The sequence below is a fragment of the Paraburkholderia atlantica genome (assembly GCF_009362785.1).
Classification (GTDB): domain Bacteria; phylum Pseudomonadota; class Gammaproteobacteria; order Burkholderiales; family Burkholderiaceae; genus Paraburkholderia; species Paraburkholderia atlantica.
Genome location: NZ_WHNQ01000020.1, coordinates 40,386 through 60,257, shown reverse-complemented (window position 1 = coordinate 60,257; position 19,872 = coordinate 40,386). Strand labels below are relative to the sequence as shown.

Here is a 19,872-nt window from a genome sequence, read left to right as displayed (position 1 = left end):
CAGGTTCAGGCCGCATACGCGACCGCCGCGCGCGAGACCGCGCGGGGCTGATGCGTCAGTTGCCAGATCTCGTGTCTCAGCTGCACGAACTCAGGTTTGGAGCGCAGGTCTTCATTCAGGTCGAGCCGCTCCAGATTCACGTCCAGCGCATGCGTGACACGTCCCGGCGCTGCCGCCATCACCAGCACGCGCTGCCCGAGATAAATCGCCTCATCGATCGAATGCGTGATGAACACGATCGTGGTGCCGGTGCGTTGCCAGATCCGCAGCAGTTCGTCTTGCAGTGTCTCGCGGGTCTGAGCGTCGAGTGCGGCAAAGGGCTCGTCCATCAGCAGCACGTCGGGCTCGAATGACAACGCGCGCGCGATCGCAACACGCTGCTTCATCCCGCCCGACAGTTCATGCGGATAGCGGTCGCCGAAACCGCTCAGGCCCACGAGTCCAAGGAATGCGCGAGCCTTCTCCGTGCGCTCCGGTTTCGCCACGCCTTTCGCCGCGAGGCCGAACTCGATGTTGCCGAGCGCGGTTTGCCACGGAAACAGCGCGTACTGCTGAAACACCACGCCCCGGTTGAGACCCGGCCCTTCGACCGCGCGGCCATCGACGAGAATCTGTCCACGGTCGGGCTTCGCCAATCCCGCGATCAGATCGAGCAGCGTAGTCTTGCCGCAGCCGCTGGGTCCGACGAGCGTCACGAACTCGCCAGCGACCACGTTGAACGACACGTCCTCCAACACGCTGAAGTGTCCGCGCCGCTTCAGATGAAATCCTTTCGTGACGTTGCGCACGCCGATTGCAGCACCCATCGCAGGCCTCGGAAGTCGACGCGATAGCGCCCTAGTGGGACGCCACCGACTGATTGAACGGATTGAACTGGTTCGAGTAGATGCTCTCGGCTTTCACCTGGTTCTGCTTCAGCACGCCGTTTTTCACGTACCAGTCGATGTATGTGGTGAAATCGTTCGCGTCGATCAAGCCGCCCTTGCCGCCGACGCCCGCCGACTTCCAGTAATCGACGATCGTCGTGTCCTCGTTGCGATGGCGCGCTTCGACGATCTTCTTCAGACGCGCGACCACTTCGGCGCGCGGCGTGGTCTTCGCCCATTCGATCGCGCGCGCCGTGCCATCGACGAACTTGCGCACCGTGTTCGGGTTCTGCGCGATGAAGCGATCCGTGAACAGATAACTCGCGTAGCCGAACGAGCCGAACAGTTGATAGTCGGTGACCAGCAGCGTCGCGCCGCCTTGCGCGAGCTGCTTGTCCTTGATGATGTCTTCGAGGAACACCGCGTCGAGCTGCTTCTGCTTGAGAAGCTGCGCGAGATTGACCGGCGGCGCGGCGACGAACACTACCTTGTCGATTTCATCTTTGGACAACCCCGCTTTCTCCAGATACGCCGTCACCAGGTATTGCTCATACGCGCCCGGCGTATTGACGCCCACCTTGTGCCCGATCAGATCGCGCGGACCATGAATCGGACTGCCCTGCAACACGAACAGTCCGCCGTTGGTGTCCCTGTCGGTGCCCACGTACGAAATCACGGCCTTCACAGGCGCATGCGCCGCCACCAGCTTCACGATAGATCCGTTGAACGCGCCGCCGAAATCCACGTCGCCCGTTACTGCGGCCTGAATGTCCTGCGGTCCGCTGATCGTATTGCCAACCCACTTCAACTTGATCGGCGCGAGATAGCCCAGATCCTCGGCAAGCTCGGGATACAGCACCTTGCTCGCCCAGCCCTGATAGCGCAGTTCGAGCTTTTCAGGGGACTGCGCGAACGCAGACGCGCCGCAAAACATTCCGCCCGCGATCAGCGACGCCAGGTAGAAGATCCGTGTGACACGCTGCCGCCAGCGTCGAGCCGTTTGCTTCATGTTCCGTTTCTCCGTGATCCGATGCCGAAGGCCGAGCCCCAGTTAGAAAACCCCGTCGTGCTCCAGCGTGATGCGGTGAATGCGCCGCCGCGCCGAGCCGTAGTCGCGCGCCGCGTAGTGTTGGACCTGACGGTTGTCCCAGATCGCGACGTCGCCGGCTTTCCACTCGAAGCGCGCCTGCACTTCCGGCGTCTTGATCAGGTCGTATAGATAGTTCAGCAGGCTCTGACTCGCCGTCTTCGAAACACCGAGCAGATGGCTCGTATGTCCTTCGTTGACGAACACCAGCTTGCGGCCGTTTTCAGGGTGCGTTTTGATCACCGGCACTTCGATCGGCGGAAACTTTTGCGATGCGTCGCGCACCCGTTCGAGCCCGGCCTGTACGTTGTCCTCGCTCGTTCCCTCGGGAATGTCGTAGCCGCTCAACAGGTCCGCAAGAGCATGCTTTTTCGGCGAAGCGATGAACGTGTTGACCGCTTTCAGTTTCTCGAAGTAGCGGGCCAGATCGGGATCCAGCAAGTCGTAGACTGCCGCCGACGAGGTCCAGATCGTGTCGCCGCCGCCCCCTTCGGGAATCTCCTTTGCGTGAAGGACGGTTGCCTTGGGCGGCTGTGCCTGCCATGAAACATCGACGTGCCAGTTGTCGGTGCCGCCGGATTGCGTCTTCTCGCTATGGGCGATGACCTCGATCTCCGGGAAGCCCGCGACGGCCGGCAGATAGATGTTCTTGCGAATGGGCGTGCCGAAGATGCGTGCCAGCGCGACATGCTGCTCGGGCGTAAGCTCCTGCTCGCGAAAAAAGATCACGCCGTGATCCACGAGTGCCTGCCTCACGGTTCGCTGGTTGTCGTCGCTGAGCGGTTGGGACAGGTCGATGTTTTCGATGACTGCGCCGATAAGCGGTTTGTATCGGCGCACGCGAATATCCTGATGTGCGGCGGAGTGCGGTTGCTGAACCTCGAGTACTGAACTCATGGCTTCCTCCTTATGGGATCGATGGCGGACTCCATGAAAGCAGAGCGCGCACGGCATCGGCAACCAACAATTCCGCGCATGAATATGTGACGGATAGCGATTCGTTTAGTCGGCGCGGTCATACTAGGTTCGAACCAAAGTTTCTTTCCGTGCGGGCGATGCGCTGTCTATAGTCAAAGATTCGCCGTTTCGATAGCGCTCGATGGTTGCGCTGGCTACGGCGTCGCAATACGTGTTCGAGCGGAACAAGGATGACAAGCCGCACCGCGTAGGCGCGATGTGACACAACCGGCAAGGGCTGCCGGTCGGCACGTTTGGCTAATAGATGTGGGGAGGCCGGAGAGTGTCCGGCGACGCAAGTGCGGTACTTCGCCAGTCTAATGAGCGAAAGAACGTGCGGCGCTCAGGTGGGAAAGATGCAACTCCACTGTTGGGAATCTATCTGCTCGCATACAGTGCAGGAAAAGTCGTTGATCCAAGGGGGAGCGATGGTTCGGGTGTTGGGCACATTCGGGCTATCGCTTGTTGTCGTAACGCACGCTCGAGCGTCTGCGCGAATTCCTTCAGGTGGTCGACGTTGAAGTTCGCATCGGGATAAGCGCCGGGATAACGCCACGCGCCCGTATGAATGGTGGTGGGGCGCATAAAGGCGCCGAGGCGAAGCTGACGTGACGTCGGTGGGCCTCCATCGCAGGTCGGGATGTGCCCAGTTTGACCCCGCCGTGCAACGACTGATGGATGCCGACCGCGCAGTCACGCTCGTCGGCGAAGCGTGCTCATGTCTCGCGCTTCGCCGATTGCGTTGTTGGGCTGGACCGCGGCGAAGGCGTTACGCGCCTGAGGCGCTCCGTTGCTGCCGTGTCCAGGTTGCGCCGCGGGATAGCCGAACCATGCGAGGTTAGCGCCGCAGCGTAATCTTAACGATAAGGGAATTTGCGGCGACGGTGAACGAAGCAAATCTTCAATGGTTATCGTGGCGTGTCAGCTATGCATCGCGCTTTGTGCGGCGCTCATGGAGCGATCGCCGTGCTTGCCGCCCGCGCATTTCACACGTGAGGAAGCGGCGGCCATTGCTGGCCGCCGCCTGTTTCAGCGTCGCGATGACAGCCGCCGCACCACCGACACCAGCGCATCGACCTCATCGCACGTGTTGTAGAACGCGAGCGACGGCCGCACCGTTGCCTCGACACCGAAGCGGCGCAAGATAGGCTGCGCGCAGTGATGCCCGGAGCGCACCGCGATGCCCTCCTCGTTGAGCGCCTTGCCCACTTCTTCGGTTTCATAGCCCTTCAGCACGAACGACAACACGCTGGCCTTGTCGCGCGCCGTGCCGATCAGCCGCACGCCCGGCACCGGTTGCAGCACGCTCGTTGCGTACGCGAGCAGATCGTGTTCGTAACGTGCGATATTCTCGATACCGATACGCTGAACGTAATCGATCGCCGCACCCAGGCCCACTGCATCGGCGATATTGCCCGTTCCCGCTTCGAAGCGATTCGGTGGCGGCTGGAATACCGTGCGTTCGAACGTCACGTCCGCGATCATGTTGCCGCCGCCTTGCCACGGCGGCATATCTTCGAGTATCGCGCGCTTGCCGTACACCACGCCGATGCCGGTCGGACCGAATACCTTGTGGCCCGAAAACACGAAGAAATCCGCGTCGAGCGCCTGCACATCCACCCGCATGTGCGATACCGACTGCGCGCCATCGACCAGCGCCTTCGCGCCCGCACGATGCGCAAGCTCGACAATCTCCCTGACCGGCACCACGGTGCCCAGCGCGTTCGACACCTGCGTGACCGAGACGATCTTTGTCCGGTCATTCAGCAGCCGACGGTATTCGTCGAGCAAAACCTGCCCGCTGTCATCGACCGGAATCACCCGCAGCTTCGCGCCGGTCTGCGCGGCAAGCTGCTGCCACGGCACGATGTTCGCGTGATGCTCCAGATGCGACACGATGATCTCGTCGCCTTCGCCGACGTTCTGCACGCCCCACGTCTTCGCGATCAGGTTGATCGCTTCGGTGGTGCCGCGCACGAAAATGATCTCCTCCGGCGATGCCGCGCCGATGAAGCGCTGCACCTTGCTGCGCGCCGCCTCGTAGGCATCGGTCGCGCGGCCGGCCAGAGCATGCGCCGCGCGATGGATGTTCGAGTTTTCGTGTGCGTAGAAATACGCGAGCCGGTCGATCACCGCCTGCGGTTTGTGCGTCGTCGCGGCGTTGTCGAACCACACGAGCTGCCGGCCGTTGACGCGCTCTTGCAGAATCGGAAAGTCGCGGCGAATCGCATTCACGTCGAACGGTGGATGCGCCGCGCTTGCCGCCTGCGGGACGTTCTGCGCGCCATCAAGCGACTGCCCCGGCGTGCGAGAACGATCCTGCACATCCAGGAAATAGTGCGACGGGCTCGCGGGTTGCGCCGCTGCGGGTGAAGCAGCCGGCCTGTCATATGGAAAGCGTTGTTCGACAAGCGGCCCGTCAACAGCAGGCAAGCCGAGAGATTGCGCGGTCACTTCCTGCCAGCCAGGCACGACGATCTCCGGCGACACGGCGGAAGTCTCTCGCGAGTGCGTCGCATCGCCGAGGAAGTAGTAAGGCGAAGCCGACTGCGTTGCCGATGCTCCACCGCCGTCCGGACGCTGCGCGCCCTGCCCTTCGGGCACACCCAGCGCGGCGCCGCCAAAACGCGGATCGAGCGCGGGCGCAACCGTCACCACGTTATCGGGCAAGCCGTTCTGAGCGGCCGCATGCGGCACCAGCGCGGGCGCGCGATGCCCCAGCGACAGAACGTGCGTCGGCGCGGAAGGCAGCAGGTTGCCGCCCGGCACGTGACCTTGCGGCAACGCCGCGCCCGGTATGCCGGTGCCCGTGCCTCCGGGTCCCGCGAGCGGCGAACCAGCCGGAGCCGGATTGCCGACCTCGCTGGTCACGGGCGCGGTGAACGGCTGCGTGCCCGCGAGACCCGGCGTTGCCGACGTATCGGGCGCATTGCCCGGCAGCGCCGAGAAGAACGCGTTAGCGAGCGACGCCAGAAGCGCGGGGTCGGGCAACCCCGCTGGAGGACCGTCAGGCACTTCGTGCGGCAGGACGTTGTCCATCGGCTTACTTGTAGGTGTCTGGGTAGTCATGGTACTTGCCGATCTCCACGTCATCGAGAACCGCCAGCGCGTCCGGCGAATGCACGGCGAGCGAGCAATAGAGCGAGATCAGATACGACGCGATCGCATGATTGTTGATGCCCATGAAGCGGACCGACAGCCCCGGACCCTGCTCGCCGGCGACACCCGGCTGGAACAGGCCGACCACGCCCTGGCGCTTGTCGCCGACGCGCAGCAGCAGGATCTTGGTCTTGCCGTCCGCAACCGGCACCTTGTCCGACGGAATCAGCGGAATGCCGCGCCACGTCAGGAACTGCGAGCCGAACAGACTGACGGTGGGCGGCGGCACGCCACGGCGCGTGCATTCACGGCCGAACGCGGCGATCGCGAGCGGATGTGTGAGGAAGAACGCGGGCTCTTTCCAGACCTTCGTGAGCAGCTCGTCGAGATCGTCCGGGGTCGGCGCGCCGGTCAACGGAAACACGCGCTGTTCTTCAGCGACGTTGGCGAGCAGACCGTAATCGGGATTATTGATGAGCTGGCTTTCCTGCAGCTCCTTGATCGTTTCGATCGTGAGGCGCAGTTGCTCCTTGATCTGATCGTGCGGGCTGCTGTACAGATCCGAGACCCGCGTATGCACATCCAGCACCGTGCTGACCGCATTGAGGAAATACTCGCGCGGCGCTTCCTCGTACGGCACAAAAGTACGCGGCAATGCGCTCTCATCTTCACGCGCGGTGCAGGCGGCCACCACCGCTTCAGGATTCTTCACCTGGTTCAGACGATAGATGCCTGCCTCGACCGGCAGCCACTGCAGCAGGTGCGTGAGCCAACGCGGCGTGATCGTCGCGAGTTGCGGAACGGTTTTGGTGGCATTGGCTAGTTGCCGTGCTGCGGTATCGCCGAGCGCCGTCAGGCCGCCCACTGTTGCTGTCATCTGTTGCTCCGGGGTTGTTAGATGAAAATCGGGAAAGCTTATGAGCGGAACAGATTATCGAGAGCCAACCCCGGCCCTTCAACATGCTATAGACGCCAACGTTCGATCTAACGCAGCGAAGCGGGATCGACCTCCGCAGTTGCAGCGGCAGGATTGAGCAGACGTTCTATCGGCACCTGAAACGCGCGCGCGAGTTTGTCGACCGTGACGATAGATGCGATCGCGGCACCGCGTTCAATCTCGCCGACATAGGAGCGGTTCAGTTCGGCGTACTCGGCCAGTTGCTCCTGCGACCAGCCATAAGTCTCGCGAATCCGTCTGACCGCCGCGCCGAATTCCCTGACGAGGCCGCTCATCGCGCTGCTCCCGTCACGAGAGGTTCGTCCTCCCGCTGCCCGCGTGACGTGCGTTCGCCCGGCACGGCAACGCCGGTGCCTTCATTGCGCGACACCGCCTGCGTCACGTGCGAACCCGGCGCGACATCCTGCGTGAGCCACACATTGCCCCCGATCACCGAGCCCCGGCCGAGCGTCACGCGTCCGAGTATGGTTGCGCCCGCGTAGATCACCACGTCGTCCTCGACGATCGGATGACGCGCGTGCCCCTTCTCCAGGTGCCCTTGCGCGTCGCGAGGAAAGCGCTTGGCGCCGAGCGTCACCGCCTGATAGACGCGCACCCTCTCGCCGATCACGGCCGTCTCGCCGATCACCACGCCGGTGCCGTGATCGATGAAGAACGCCGCGCCGATCTTCGCGCCGGGATGAATATCGATCCCGGTCTGCGCATGCGCATGCTCAGCGACGATCCGCGCCAGCAGCGGCAAACCGAGTCCGTAGAGTTCGTGCGCGATGCGGTGGTGAATCATCGCGAGCACGCCCGGATAGCACAACAACACTTCATCCACGCTGCCCGCCGCGGGGTCGCCATGAAACGCGGCCAGCACGTCGCTGTCGAGCAGCGTGCGGATTGCCGGCAAGCGCGTCGCGAACGCGTGCATCGCGACGCTTGCCTGCGCTTCCACCACGGCCGCGGGCGGCGGGTCGTGCCGGGTGCGGTAATGCAACTCCAGCCGCGCCTGAGCAAGCAGCGCATGCAAGGCCGCGTCGAGCGCATGCCCGACGTAGAAGTTCTCGCTCTCCTGTCGCAGGTCCGCAGGCCCGAGACGCATCGGAAAGAGCACACCCTTCAGCGTATCGACGATGTCAGCAAGCGCTTCGCGCCCCGGCAACTCGCGCCCGCCCGGTTCGAGCGAACGCTTCTGCACTTCACGCCACTGCTGGCGCACCGTCTGAAGCGCCTGAACTATTTCATCGACGTCGAACACTGCCACAGCGTTGACTCCTCATAAAGTGCAGCACGGACCGTTTCAGGTGCATCAGTCCTGAATCCACGGCAGGCCATGAAAACGCCAACCATTGCTAGCGCCGCGCCGTTGCGCGTCGTCCAGCTCCCCTTCGAAACCTTCCAGCACGTTGAAAACCTGCGTGAAGCCCGCCTTCGCGGCAGCCTCGGCCGCCAGCGCGGAGCGGTTGCCGCTGCGGCACAGCAACAGCACGACCGCATCCTTGCCGGTCTTCGCTTCAAGCTCGCGCACGAAGCGGGGATTGCGCGTCAGGCTCGTGCCAGTTGCCCATGCAACATGCAGACTGTTCGGCACGAGTCCGACGAATTTGCGTTCTTCGGCAGTGCGCACGTCCACCAGGACAGCAGCGCCGGCCTGAACGAGTGCCCACGCGTCTTGCGGCGGCACGCCGCCCGCGTAGGACAGGCCCGCTTCGGCAGCGCGTGCACGGGCGCTTTCGAGCAGCGCGTCGGTGGATCGTTCTGCGAGTTCAAGCGTCATGACGTCTCCTTCGATATAGCGCGATTCCTTACGCGCCGTTTCAAGACAATGGCGAATGCAACCGCCTATAGCCATCAGGAGACACTATGAGAGATCGGCGACCGAAGCCGAACCAATTTATTTTCATTTCTAAAGAAGCATCGGTTTAGTCGCTGCGACTTACGGAAACGCTGCTTGCCATTCAATCCGGCGGCAGATCGTGCGGCACGACAAACATGCCAGGCGTGTATTCCATATGGAAATAGCCGCTGCGCGCATACGCCGCGATCCGCTCCGCCGATTGCGCGCGCTCGTCTGGCGCGCGTAGTCCGCCGGAACGCTCATCGGACTGTGCCGATGAACGCTTCGCATAACGCGACCGCAAGGTCCGCACGGGATGCAGCAGCCCACTCGGGAAAATTGCCGTGGCCATGCGGCCTCCATCGATCCATTGCTGTATGGACGCAATCTAGCGTTCGCATAAAAGAACGGCAAACAAGGTTTGATGGATTGGATTTCACTACCCGTATCAAACGTTAATCATGGCGGCGTACTTTCTGGACGATCGAACTTCGCCGCGTTCCGAAGCCTTCGAATCAACAACGTCGATCAAGCTTTTTCGGCGGCGCCGCAGCACTCTTCGCCGCCATCGCAGAGGCATTCGTTTCACTGCGTCGAAACGCATTCGCGCCGCTATGCAAATGCCAAATCAATATTGGCGCACGCAGCAAGCCGCTGACGATAATCAGGCGCATCAGTCTCTCTTCTCGCGGCAACCGGCAACGCCTCCAAGGAGTATTGATATGACAGCAGCTGTTGACTCTCAAGCAGAAAGCGCGCTCTCGCGACTCAGACACGCCAACAACGATGCCCTTCCCGACGATATCCAGCGACTCGTGCAATCGCATGACGGCGATAACTGGATTCGCGCGCTCGCGTTGAATCCGGACACCACCCGGCGCTTTGTCCGTTACTTCGAACAACTGTTTGGCGCGACTGCCGGGAAACTCCCGCTCGCCGAACGCGAACTGATCGCGGTCGTCGTCTCCACGACCAACCGCTGCGGTCTGTGTGCGCTTCATCACACTCACGCACTGGGCGCCGCGCTCGACGATCCGGCAAAAGCACGCCGCATTGCCACGGATCTTCATTTCGCCGGGCTTTCATCGCGTGAGCAGGCTCTCGCCGATCTTGCGATCAAGGTGACGCAAGACCCGCGCAGTGTGAATCAAGAAGATTTCGAGCGGCTGCGTGGCGAAGGCATTTCCGAGCCGGCCATTCTCGAAGCGGTTGAAACGGCCTCGTGGTTCAACCACACGAACCGCATTTTCATTTCGCTGGGCGTCGTTCCTGACGACAAATACTTCGCTTGATTAATCGTTGTATGGGAGAAGGAGAAAAGCACTGTGAGCACAGTCAGTACGGTACTGGAACCTGACCTATCCGCCCGCACGAATAACGAAGCACAGGCCGCCAACCAAACCAGCTCGTTGCTGTCCGAAGCGCTGCTCGATCGCATCGGTACGCGCGCCGCGCTATACGATCGGGAGAACCGCTTCTTTGCCGAAGACCTCGACGAGCTGAAACAGGCGGGATTTCTGCGTGCGAGCGTGCCGGTCGAGTTGGGAGGCTTGGGCCTCACATTGCCCGAATTCATCCAGCAGCAGATCCGGCTCGCGGGACGTGCGCCCGCCACGGCACTCGCGTTGAACATGCATCAATACTGGATCGGCGCGGCGCTGCATCTGCGGCGGCTGGGCGACAACTCCGCGCAATGGATTCTCTCCGAGGCTGCAGCCGGCAAGGTCTTCGCCGCTGGACACGGTGAACCCGGCAACGATCTGGGACTCGCCCACTCGTTCGTGAAGGCGACGCCCTTCGCCGATGGCAGCTACCGCTTCGACGGCCGAAAGATCTTCACGTCGCTCGCTCCCGTTTGGGACTGGCTCGGCGTCCACGGTCTCGACGACTCGGACCCCGCGCATCCTAAGATCGTGCATGCGTTTATCGAGCGCAGTGCGCCGGGTCATCGCACGGTCAAGACATGGGACGCGCTCGGCCTACGCGCGACGCAAAGCGACGATACCCTGCTGGAGGGCGCCGTGGCGCACAAGGATCGCGTGATTCGCGTGCTGCCTGCCGGACCGCCGAACGATCCGTTCGTCGACGGCATTCTCGGCGCCGTTCTGCCGGGTCTGGCCGCCGTGTACTTCGGCGCGGCAAAGCGTGCGTTCGCTCTTGCGCTTGCGTCCGCCACCACGCGCTCATCTGCCGCGTTGAACGGAAAAACCTACGCCTTTAAGCCGCTCACGCAGCGCAGCGTCGCTGAGGCGTCGATCGAACTCGACAGCATCGAGGCGTTGCTGGAACGCGTCGCCGATAGATGGTGGTCCGGCTACCCGGAGCCCGAACCATGGATCGCGAAACTGCTGGCCGCGAAACAGCACGCTGTGGATGGCGCGCTGCGCGTCGTGAATCTTTCGCTGCAAATTGCCGGGGCGGGCGCGTTGGCGCGGCGTGCGGAACTCGAACGGCTGTATCGCGATGTACGTGCGGGTGCATTCCATCCGCCAAACGCCGATGCCTCGTTCGAGCTGATCGGTCAGGCGCGCCTCGGTGTGCTCGGCCTCGTTTGAAAAAGGCCTTCTCTGCACGCAATGATGCGGGGGGGAAGGCCCTTGCCTCACCGTCGCGCGAGCATGGCAAGCGAGCGATGCTGCTGCAATTGCGAGTCATATCCTGCAAGCGCTCCTTCGAGAGAGCGCACAGCCGACCGTGTCGCGATTGTGGTTGTGATCGCGTCTTCGTGTGTCGTTTCCGTCGTGGCCTCTCCGTTCCCGACGTTACGCGCACCGCTCAAGCAATAACCCGAAACGCGCCGCGCGTTCAAACATACACGTACGGTGCCATGCTCAATGAGCGGCGCGAGCGCAGCTTCCACTGCGATATGGCAGATCGGTCCGGGAAACCTTTTGCACGAAACGTCATGATCAAATCATTCAACGCACGCAAAGCGTCTGCGAAACCATTATTGGATTCGCTCAGTCCGCATTTCTATACTCGGCTCTCGGTCAGCACTCCCTTAAGACGAGTGCCAAAACATTTCCAAGGAATGAGCAAATGAGTTTGCGCCCATTGCACGATCGCGTGATCGTCAAGCGTCTCGACCAGGAGACCAAAACCGCTTCGGGCATTGTGATTCCCGATAGCGCCGCCGAAAAGCCCGATCAGGGCGAAATTCTCGCGGTCGGTCCAGGCCGGCGCGACGCCGAAGGCAAGCGCGTCGGGCCCGAAGTGAAGGTCGGCGAACGCGTCCTGTTCGGCAAATACGCGGGGCAAAGCGTGAAGGTAGACGGCACCGAACTGCTGGTGCTACGCGAAGAAGACGTGATTGCCGTCGTCCAATCCTGAGGAGAACATCATGGCAGCAAAAGACATCGAATTCAGCGACGTCGCGCGTTCAAAACTGGTCGAAGGCGTGAACATCCTCGCCAATGCAGTGAAAGTCACGCTCGGTCCTAAAGGCCGGAACGTGGTGCTCGAAAAAAGCTTCGGCGCGCCGGTCGTCACGAAAGACGGCGTGTCGGTCGCAAAGGAAATCGAACTGGCGGACAAGGTGCAGAACATCGGCGCGCAACTGGTGAAGGAAGTCGCGTCGAAGACGAGCGACCTCGCGGGCGATGGCACGACCACCGCCACCGTGCTCGCGCAGGCCATCGTTCGCGAAGGCACGAAGTACGTCGCCGCGGGCCTCAATCCGCTCGATCTTAAGCGCGGTATCGACAAGGCCGTTGCGGCAGCGATCGACGAACTGAAGAAGATCAGCCGCCCGACCACCACCAGCAAGGAGATCGCGCAGGTCGCGACCATCTCTGCGAATGGCGAGGAATCGATCGGCCAGCGCATTGCCGAAGCGATCGATCGCGTCGGCAAGGAAGGCGTGATCACGGTGGAAGACGGCAAGTCGCTCGCCGATGAACTCGACGTCGTGGAAGGCTTGCAGTTCGATCGCGGCTACCTGTCGCCGTACTTCATCAACAATCAGGAAAAGCAGGTCGCCACGCTCGACGATCCGTACATCCTACTGCACGACAAGAAGATCTCGAACATCCGCGATCTCCTGCCGGTGCTCGAACAGGTCGCGAAAGCGGGCCGGCCGCTGCTGATCATCGCGGAAGACGTCGAAGGCGAAGCGCTCGCTACGCTGGTGGTGAATAACATTCGCGGCATCCTCAAGACGGTTGCGGTAAAGGCGCCGGGCTTTGGCGACCGTCGCAAGGCCTTGCTAGAAGACATCGCGATTCTCACGGGCGGCCAGGTGATCGCCGAAGAAACCGGTCTCACGCTGGAGAAGGCGACGCTTGCCGAACTCGGTCACGCGAAGCGCGTCGATATTGGCAAGGAAAACACCACCGTCATCGACGGCGCGGGCGACACGAAGAACATCGAAGCGCGGGTAAAGCAGATTCGCGTGCAAATCGAGGAAGCGACATCCGATTACGACCGCGAGAAATTGCAGGAGCGCGTTGCGAAGCTTGCGGGCGGCGTCGCGGTGATCAAGGTCGGCGGGGCCACCGAAATCGAAGTGAAGGAAAAAAAGGACCGCGTGGACGACGCATTGCACGCGACGCGCGCCGCGGTCGAAGAAGGCATCGTGCCGGGCGGCGGCGTTGCGCTGATTCGCGTGAAACAGTCCATCGCCACGCTGAAAGCCACGAATGCGGATCAGGACGCGGGCATCCGTATCGTGCTGCGCGCGCTCGAAGAACCGTTGCGTCAGATCGTGACCAACGCGGGCGAAGAAGCGAGCGTGGTCGTCGCGAAGGTGGCCGAAGGCAGTGGCAACTTCGGCTATAACGCGGCGACCGGCGAGTACGGCGATCTCGTGGAATCGGGCGTGCTCGATCCGACGAAGGTGACGCGCACTGCGCTGCAGAACGCGGCGTCCGTCGCGGGCCTGCTGCTCACGACCGATGCAACTGTGTACGAAGCGCCGAAGAAGGACGCCCCGTCTGCGGGTCCTGGCGCGGGCGCAGGTGGTCCGGGCTTCGACTTCTGACATCACACACTTGAACACGCGCGGGCGTGCGGTCCATTCGCAGCGGTGCGCCGCGCGAACGTGCCGCGCGTGGCGATTGCGCGCGGATTCGTGAATCGCCCGCGCGTGCTCTTACTCGACGAACCGTTCGGTGCGCTCGAGGCCCTTACGCGCACACCATGACGTCGACGAAGCAATCCATCTTGGCGATCGCGTGGTGACGATGGCGCCGCGCCCCGGTTGTATCAATCGAATTACGCAGGTGGGCTTGCCGCGGCCGTGTGATCGCAGCGAGCCGCGTTTCGTGCAGTTGCGCGAACGGATACTCGCGGATTTCTCGGAGCGCGCCCGAAAACGCACGCTGACATCTGCGCCGATCAACACCGTCTTTCCTCAACGTCGGTCACAAGGAGCGAGCAATGAGCGCAGCATCACAACATAAACGACAGATGAGCCTCGGTGCATTCCTGATGGAGACGGGCCATCATATCGCCGCGTGGCGTCACCCCGACACGCATGCTGCGGGGGGCCTCGACTTCGCCCACTACGCGCAGCTCGCGCGCATCGCCGAGCAGGCCAAATTCGACGCGATCTTTTTCGCGGACAGCGTCAGCGTGCGCGATACGCATCTGCCCTCGCTGTCGCGCACCGCGCGCGCCGATCACTTCGAGCCGTTGACGCTGCTGGCCGCGCTGTCGGTAGTGACGGAGCGCATCGGGCTGATCGCGACCGTGTCGACCAGCTTCAACGAGCCGTACAACGTCGCGCGCAAATTCGCGTCGCTCGATCATCTGAGCGGTGGCCGATCGGGCTGGAACCTCGTCACGTCCAGCACGGAAACGGAAGCGCACAATTTCAGCCGTGACAAACACCTCGATCACGCGGTGCGCTACGAGCGCGCGAAAGAGTTCTACGACGTGGTCGCGGGTTTGTGGGACAGTTGGGAAGACGACGCGTTCGTGCGCGACAAGGCGAGCGGCATCTATTTCGATGCCGACAAACTGCACGTGCTTGGCCATCGCGGCAAGCATTTCAGCGTGCGCGGACCGCTGAACGTCCCGCGTTCGCCGCAGGGCTGGCCGGTCGTCGTGCAGGCGGGCGCGTCGGAAGCCGGGCGCGAGCTGGCTGCGCAAACGGCCGAGGTGATTTTCGTCGCCCATCAGACGCTCGACGAAGCGCAGCAGTTCTACCGCGACGTCAAGGGACGGCTCGCGCGTTACGGACGCGCGCCCGAACACCTGAAGATCATGCCGGGCATCTTCCCGGTGATCGGCAAGACGCAGCAGGAAGCGCGCGACAAGTTCGACGCGTTGCAGGAGCTCATCGATCCGGCGGTCGGTCTTGCGTTGCTATCGAACATGTCCGGCGGCGTCGACCTGTCGCAGTATCCTGTCGACGGACCTGTGCCGGAGCTACCCGAAACCAATGGCGGCAAGAGCCGGCAAAGGCTGCTGCTCGACCTCGCACGGCGCGACAACCTGACGATCCGCGATCTGTATCTACGCATCGCGGGCGCGCGCGGACACCAGCAGGTGATCGGCACGCCGCAGAGCATCGCCGACCAGTTGCAGCAATGGTTCGAAGAGGAAGGTGCGGACGGCTTCAACATCATGTCGCCGTGGCTGCCGGGCGGACTCAGCGAATTCGCCGATACGGTCGTGCCGGAATTGCAGCGCCGTGGACTTTTTCGCACCGAGTACACGGGCAGCACGCTGCGCGAGCATCTGGGGCTGGCGCGTCCGGTCAATCGCTATACGCAGACAGCGCGGGAACGCCGCGAACTCACGGAGGCTGCTTCCTGACCAAGGCACGCCGGCGAGCCAGCGAATGCGCATTGAGACCTGCATCGTCTGGCAGGATGCCGTTGCGGTTCAACATGTATGCGCTGAGCGAACACACTTCGTCGGTGCTCGGCGACTCCGGCGCGTTATACGTCATCGCCCGGCGGATATGGTCGAATATAGTCGTCGCATCTGGTCAGTAGCTGACGACCGTGTGCTTCGGATTCACACTCGCGAACGTGCCCGCGCCGCCGACCAATTGATCGCCGCTCAACCCCTCGCCTTGCGCGCCATGGCAGGCCGCACAATTAGCCGCGTAAATCCGGCCATCCGTTGCGACATCGTCGCTGCCACTGGCGAGGCCGCGTCCGTCCGCCGCGACATCGACGTTCCATGCGCTGAGTTCGGCCCCGCTAGTGGGCTTGCCGATCGTGTCGATAGATAGGCGCCAGCGCACCGGTTCGGCGGAGGATTGCGCTTCACCGGTTGCGTTGACCGAAGAGGAGCAACTTCCGAGCAGGCTGCTGACCGTGACCACCGTCAGCAGAGCGCTCATCGTCTTCGATCTCGAAGCCACGAACCGGACCCGCTTACGCATTTTTCACGCTCCCATCGGCGTCGATGCGCCATTGCTGAATGCCGTTGCAGTGATAATTCGAGTTCAATCCGCGTACTGCGACGACAGAATCGGCGCGCCGACAAGCGCACCAGTATAAGTAGTGCGAGCGAGCCCATCAAAGCGGATTGCGACTAAGGTTATGACGACCGGCCCTATGCCGCGCAGGGACTCAGGAAAACAGCGCGAGCGCAATTCGATGCTGCGTCGTGACTGCGCGTCGCGCGGCGAGGACGGATCGACGAACGTCGCATGGGCGTTCAATCGCGCTGTGTCGTCGCCCGCTGAATTGTAGATGTTCAGCAGGAGCAGTTAGTCTGGCGTCACCAGCGGAAAACAATAGCCGCCGTGCCGCTGATCGAACACTAACGCGTAGGTTTCAGCCGCCCTGTCCGGATTTATTCAAACGTCCAGCACATGTTGAAGTATCCCGCGCGCGCGTAAGTGGCGATGCGCTCGAGGCGCTCGGGATCGTCGCGCGGCTGTTCGCGTGCACTGCGCGCGCGGCCAGCGGCGTGGCGCCGGTCGAGATGCATCCGTTGCCGCACGGCTTCGAGGAAGCCGGACACGGCCCGCCGATAGAACAATGCGACGTCCAATGACATCGTGCGCTCCCCTGCTCGTGGCATTGATCGAATCTAGTCAGCGCCGCTCGCTTGCAAAACAAGCATTTGTGCAATGCTTTGTGCCGCAAATGCAATGTCGGCAGGACGACATCGACTCAACGTATTCTCCCGTCATCTGCTTTTCTTATGCGCAAACATTGGTTGGATTTATGTTTGACCCGACTTACCGTCCTGATTCTGGCGGGCGTACACGCATAAGCATCGCCTCTCTCTCCTCAATGGCACAGACATGACCACCTCAAACTCCCGTACCGCCGAGTATCCGATCGACAGGCAATTTCTCGAACGCTGGTCGCCGCGCGCGTTCACAAACGACACCATTCCAGAATCGACGTTGCTAACCTTTCTCGAAGCGGCCCGCTGGGCGCCCTCGTCGTATAACTCGCAGCCGTGGCGGTTCGTCTATGCGCGCCGCGACACGGAGCACTGGACGCGCTTTCTGGGCTTCCTGAACGAGTTCAACCGCGGCTGGGCACAATATGCCGCCGCGATCCTGATCGTGCTGTCGAAGCGCACGTTCACGCCACCGGGGGCCGCAACGGAAGTGCCGCTCGCGTCGCATTCGTTCGATACAGGCGCCGCGTGGGGTTACTTCGCGCTGCAGGCAAGCCTCTCCGGGTGGAAGGCACACGGTCTTGCCGGCATCGAACGCGAGCATATCCGCGCGGAACTGGCGATCCCCGAGGACTATGCGATCGAGGCGGCCGTTGCCATCGGTCGCGCTGGTGACAAAGCTTCGTTGCCTGAAGCCCTGCAAAAGCGCGAGGCGCCGAGCCCGCGCAATCCGCTACCGACATTCGTCGCGGAAGGCCGTTTCGCGCTCTGAGCGCGCCGCTTGCGGGGCGCGTCGCCGTCACCGGGCTTCGCGGCGCGCGCGTCGACGAACCGGACCGCCCGACGAGCGATCTGCGACTCAGTTCAGCGCAATGGCTGCGGCCGCTCCCATCGGCGAACCTTCGAGCGACACCGACGGCCTTCCGTCCGGCCCGACCGGCACGTCACCGACGAGCGTCGTGCGATACAACTGCCGGTCGAAGTCGAGATCGAAGATGTCGGTCGGCGCGAGATGTGCAGTCGTGCGGTTGTCCCAGAACGCCACGCTGCCCGCTTCCCATTTGAAGCGCACGGTGAATTCCGGTCGTGTCACGTGCTCCCACAGCAGTTCGAGCAGCACCTGGCTTTCGCGTGGCGCCAGTCCGACGATCTGCTTGAGAAAGCCGGGGCTCACGTATAGCGCGCGCTCGCCGGTCTCCGGATGCACGCGCACGATCGGATGCTCGCTGACGAGCGTATGCTGCTCGACCGCCGACGCAAACGCGTCAGTGCCTTTCGCGCCCTGCGGTGGCGCAAAGCGATGCACGCCGCGCAAACCGTCGACGAACTTGCGCAGCGGCTCGGACAGCTTTTCATAGGCGATGACGAGGTTCGTCCATTGCGTGTCGCCGCCGTACGGCGGAATCGTGACGCCGCGCAGAATCGACGCGAACGGAGGATTGACGGCGGCCGTCACGTCGGTGTGCCAGCCGGTCCATGGCCGCAGCAGTGGTTGCCCTTCGAAGCGCGTCGCCCTGCGGAACTTCGAAATCGAGTAAATCTGTGGGTGCCCTTCGACGTGGCCGAATACCGGATGCCCGACCGTCAGCTCGCCGAATTGAGCGGAAAACGCAACATGCTGCTCATGGCTCATAAACTGCTCGCGAAAGAACAGGACGCGCCACTTCAGCAACGCGGCGCGGATCGCGCGAACCTCTTTCTGTTCAAGCGGTCGGGTCAGATCGACTCCGCTGATTTCCGCGCCGATATGCGCCGACAGCGGGCTGACCTGGAATTCGGCTTCCTCCGTAATGCGGGCTGCACTCATCATTTCTCTCCTTGGTCGCGGCGCTTTCCGCGCGACGTGCGTCGGGGTATTGGTGACGTGGCGCCGTGCAACGCGCAGATCGATCATTCGCGATCTTGGGGACACGTTGCTTGCGTTTGCCGGCGAGTCAGTATAGGGATGCCCCCGCGTGCCAATAACGACTCATTTCCACTTAGGTTATTCGCGCAGATGCAATGAAATGGCGTTGCGCAGCGGCCGCCGCACCTCCGAAAAGGCATGGCACCCTTCAACACCATGCCTCCGATGGCCGCTCGGCGAGGAGCGCCAGCGATGGACTTACCGTCGCTACACGGCTAAACCGTCCATCGACCGCTCAGGAGATCCCATCTCTACCCGCTCACACAACGCGCCGCCAGGGCGCTGTCATGCATCGCACGGGCAGATTGCAACCGTACTGCTTGTTGCAACGCTGTTTGCATGTTTCGAGCGTGAAATATCCGGCCCGTCAGAGGGGGCGCTCACATCAGATTGCAATAACGCACTGGCTGGCAGCTAAAAACTACCGTTGCACCCACGCGCACCGAACGCTAGCTACGCCGCGCTCACGTGCCGCAATTCACCGACGATCGACTGCGGGTTCTTCAGCAGGTTGTAGATCGGGCAAACCGCCTCCACAGCTTCATGCAGCGCGCGAATCGCTTCGGGTGGTTCCGGCGACACGATATCGAGCGTATAGCGGATGTTGTGCGGAAAGATGGGCACATGCTCGAAACCCGGTTGCTGTGCGAGCGGATGCTGTTCACCGGTCACCTCGACATCGATTGAATCTATCCGCAACTGCCGCTCGGCAGCCTGAATCAGCGTGATATGCGTCAGGCAACTCCCCAGCACACCGAGCTGTAATTCAGGCGATGCTGGTCCGAGGTTGTAGCCGGCGAAATCAGCGGGGCTGTCGCTGATGACCTGAAAGTCGCGGATACGAATTTCGCGTACGCCGCTGCGTCCCAAGGCACGCACGTTGGCCTTCAGCTGGTTAGCCTTGACATTCGGGTCGGTGCGCGCCGCTTCGCGTTTGGCGAGCCATGCAATGCGTTTTTGCTGAAGATACTCGTTTAGCGTCGTCATGAATGAATGGATCGATCGTTGAAAGTGCGAGTGGGGATTCGCCGCACAGCATAGCCAGCTGCCGTGGGTCCACGAACGAAGCAATTCTGCTTTGCTTAAATCCATGCGTCGGTTTCGCTGATCTCCCGATAAACGCGCATATAAGAATAGAAATTA

Annotated in this window: 18 protein-coding genes and 2 pseudogenes; 7 read left to right on the top strand and 13 right to left on the bottom strand. The window is 62.3% G+C overall.

Annotated features, from left to right (window positions below; all coding sequences use genetic code 11):
• Window positions 1-5: 5 nt before the first annotated feature.
• The 9 genes from GCT19_RS25360 to GCT19_RS25315 form a co-directional block, all read right to left on the bottom strand.
• Window positions 6-806, bottom strand: coding sequence for an ABC transporter ATP-binding protein (locus GCT19_RS25360; protein ID WP_152853456.1), 801 nt, complete (start codon window positions 804-806; stop codon window positions 6-8).
• A 31-nt stretch (window positions 807-837) separates the two neighbouring features.
• Window positions 838-1,875: an ABC transporter substrate-binding protein gene (locus GCT19_RS25355; RefSeq protein WP_152853455.1), complete on the bottom strand. Its 1,038-nt coding sequence runs from the start codon at window positions 1,873-1,875 to the stop codon at window positions 838-840.
• 42 nt (window positions 1,876-1,917) lie between these two features.
• Window positions 1,918-2,850, bottom strand: coding sequence for a TauD/TfdA dioxygenase family protein (locus GCT19_RS25350; protein WP_152853454.1), 933 nt, complete (start codon window positions 2,848-2,850; stop codon window positions 1,918-1,920).
• A 1,089-nt stretch (window positions 2,851-3,939) separates the two neighbouring features.
• The gene (locus GCT19_RS25340; protein WP_152853453.1) at window positions 3,940-5,979 is read right to left on the bottom strand and encodes a family 2A encapsulin nanocompartment cargo protein cysteine desulfurase; all 2,040 of its coding nucleotides are present in this window, start codon (window positions 5,977-5,979) and stop codon (window positions 3,940-3,942) included.
• Window positions 5,954-6,886 carry a family 2A encapsulin nanocompartment shell protein gene (locus GCT19_RS25335; protein ID WP_018436422.1) on the bottom strand — a complete coding sequence of 311 codons (933 nt, stop codon included), beginning with the start codon at window positions 6,884-6,886 and terminating at the stop codon, window positions 5,954-5,956. Before GCT19_RS25335 ends, GCT19_RS25340 begins: the two co-directional genes overlap by 26 nt.
• A 107-nt stretch (window positions 6,887-6,993) precedes the next feature.
• A complete protein-coding gene (locus GCT19_RS25330; RefSeq protein ID WP_018436421.1) occupies window positions 6,994-7,242 on the bottom strand; it encodes a helix-turn-helix domain-containing protein in 249 nt (82 codons plus the stop codon).
• Window positions 7,239-8,216, bottom strand: a complete 978-nt coding sequence (gene epsC, locus GCT19_RS25325; protein ID WP_018436420.1) for a serine O-acetyltransferase EpsC — start codon at window positions 8,214-8,216, stop codon at window positions 7,239-7,241. Before epsC ends, GCT19_RS25330 begins: the two co-directional genes overlap by 4 nt.
• A gap of 45 nt (window positions 8,217-8,261) precedes the next feature.
• On the bottom strand, window positions 8,262-8,729 hold the full coding sequence (locus GCT19_RS25320) for a rhodanese-like domain-containing protein (RefSeq protein WP_018436419.1): 468 nt from the start codon (window positions 8,727-8,729) through the stop codon (window positions 8,262-8,264).
• A gap of 181 nt (window positions 8,730-8,910) precedes the next feature.
• Window positions 8,911-9,141 carry a hypothetical protein gene (locus GCT19_RS25315; protein ID WP_152853452.1) on the bottom strand — a complete coding sequence of 77 codons (231 nt, stop codon included), beginning with the start codon at window positions 9,139-9,141 and terminating at the stop codon, window positions 8,911-8,913.
• Between the two features lie 109 nt (window positions 9,142-9,250).
• On the opposite strand from GCT19_RS25315, the gene GCT19_RS25310 reads away from it, so the two are divergent.
• The 6 genes and pseudogenes from GCT19_RS25310 to GCT19_RS25285 all read left to right on the top strand — a co-directional run bounded on the left by GCT19_RS25310 (window position 9,251) and on the right by GCT19_RS25285 (window position 15,548).
• Window positions 9,251-10,081: a peroxidase-related enzyme gene (locus GCT19_RS25310; protein WP_227717735.1), complete on the top strand. Its 831-nt coding sequence runs from the start codon at window positions 9,251-9,253 to the stop codon at window positions 10,079-10,081.
• Window positions 10,082-10,114: 33 nt separating this feature from the next.
• Window positions 10,115-11,344, top strand: a complete 1,230-nt coding sequence (locus tag GCT19_RS25305; protein WP_026228884.1) for an acyl-CoA dehydrogenase family protein — start codon at window positions 10,115-10,117, stop codon at window positions 11,342-11,344.
• 484 nt (window positions 11,345-11,828) lie between these two features.
• Window positions 11,829-12,119: a co-chaperone GroES gene (gene groES / locus GCT19_RS25300; protein WP_018436415.1), complete on the top strand. Its 291-nt coding sequence runs from the start codon at window positions 11,829-11,831 to the stop codon at window positions 12,117-12,119.
• Between the two features lie 10 nt (window positions 12,120-12,129).
• Window positions 12,130-13,767 carry a chaperonin GroEL gene (gene groL, locus GCT19_RS25295; protein WP_152853451.1) on the top strand — a complete coding sequence of 546 codons (1,638 nt, stop codon included), beginning with the start codon at window positions 12,130-12,132 and terminating at the stop codon, window positions 13,765-13,767.
• Window positions 13,768-13,833: 66 nt separating this feature from the next.
• Window positions 13,834-14,188: pseudogene (locus GCT19_RS43530) on the top strand (hypothetical protein); the annotation flags it as partial.
• Window positions 14,166-15,548, top strand: coding sequence for an LLM class flavin-dependent oxidoreductase (locus tag GCT19_RS25285; protein ID WP_152853450.1), 1,383 nt, complete (start codon window positions 14,166-14,168; stop codon window positions 15,546-15,548). The pseudogene GCT19_RS43530 and the gene GCT19_RS25285, both read left to right, overlap by 23 nt.
• On the opposite strand, the pseudogene GCT19_RS25280 reads toward GCT19_RS25285, so the two are convergent.
• Together GCT19_RS25280 and GCT19_RS25275 are read right to left on the bottom strand one after the other, a co-directional pair.
• Window positions 15,529-16,125: pseudogene (locus tag GCT19_RS25280) on the bottom strand (c-type cytochrome). The gene GCT19_RS25285 and the pseudogene GCT19_RS25280 sit on opposite strands and share 20 nt — an antisense overlap.
• A gap of 416 nt (window positions 16,126-16,541) precedes the next feature.
• A complete protein-coding gene (locus GCT19_RS25275) occupies window positions 16,542-16,748 on the bottom strand; it encodes a hypothetical protein (protein ID WP_152853449.1) in 207 nt (68 codons plus the stop codon).
• Window positions 16,749-16,998: 250 nt separating this feature from the next.
• Here GCT19_RS25275 and GCT19_RS25270 point away from each other — a divergent pair, with 250 nt between their 5' ends.
• Window positions 16,999-17,595: a nitroreductase family protein gene (locus tag GCT19_RS25270; RefSeq protein WP_152853448.1), complete on the top strand. Its 597-nt coding sequence runs from the start codon at window positions 16,999-17,001 to the stop codon at window positions 17,593-17,595.
• Between the two features lie 87 nt (window positions 17,596-17,682).
• On the opposite strand, the gene GCT19_RS25265 is transcribed toward GCT19_RS25270, so the two are convergent.
• Complete coding sequence (locus GCT19_RS25265) at window positions 17,683-18,630, bottom strand: TauD/TfdA dioxygenase family protein (protein ID WP_152853447.1); 948 nt, start codon at window positions 18,628-18,630, stop codon at window positions 17,683-17,685.
• A 552-nt stretch (window positions 18,631-19,182) separates the two neighbouring features.
• On the bottom strand, window positions 19,183-19,716 hold the full coding sequence (locus GCT19_RS25260) for an OsmC family protein (protein ID WP_013093529.1): 534 nt from the start codon (window positions 19,714-19,716) through the stop codon (window positions 19,183-19,185).
• Between the last annotated feature and the right edge of the window lie 156 nt (window positions 19,717-19,872).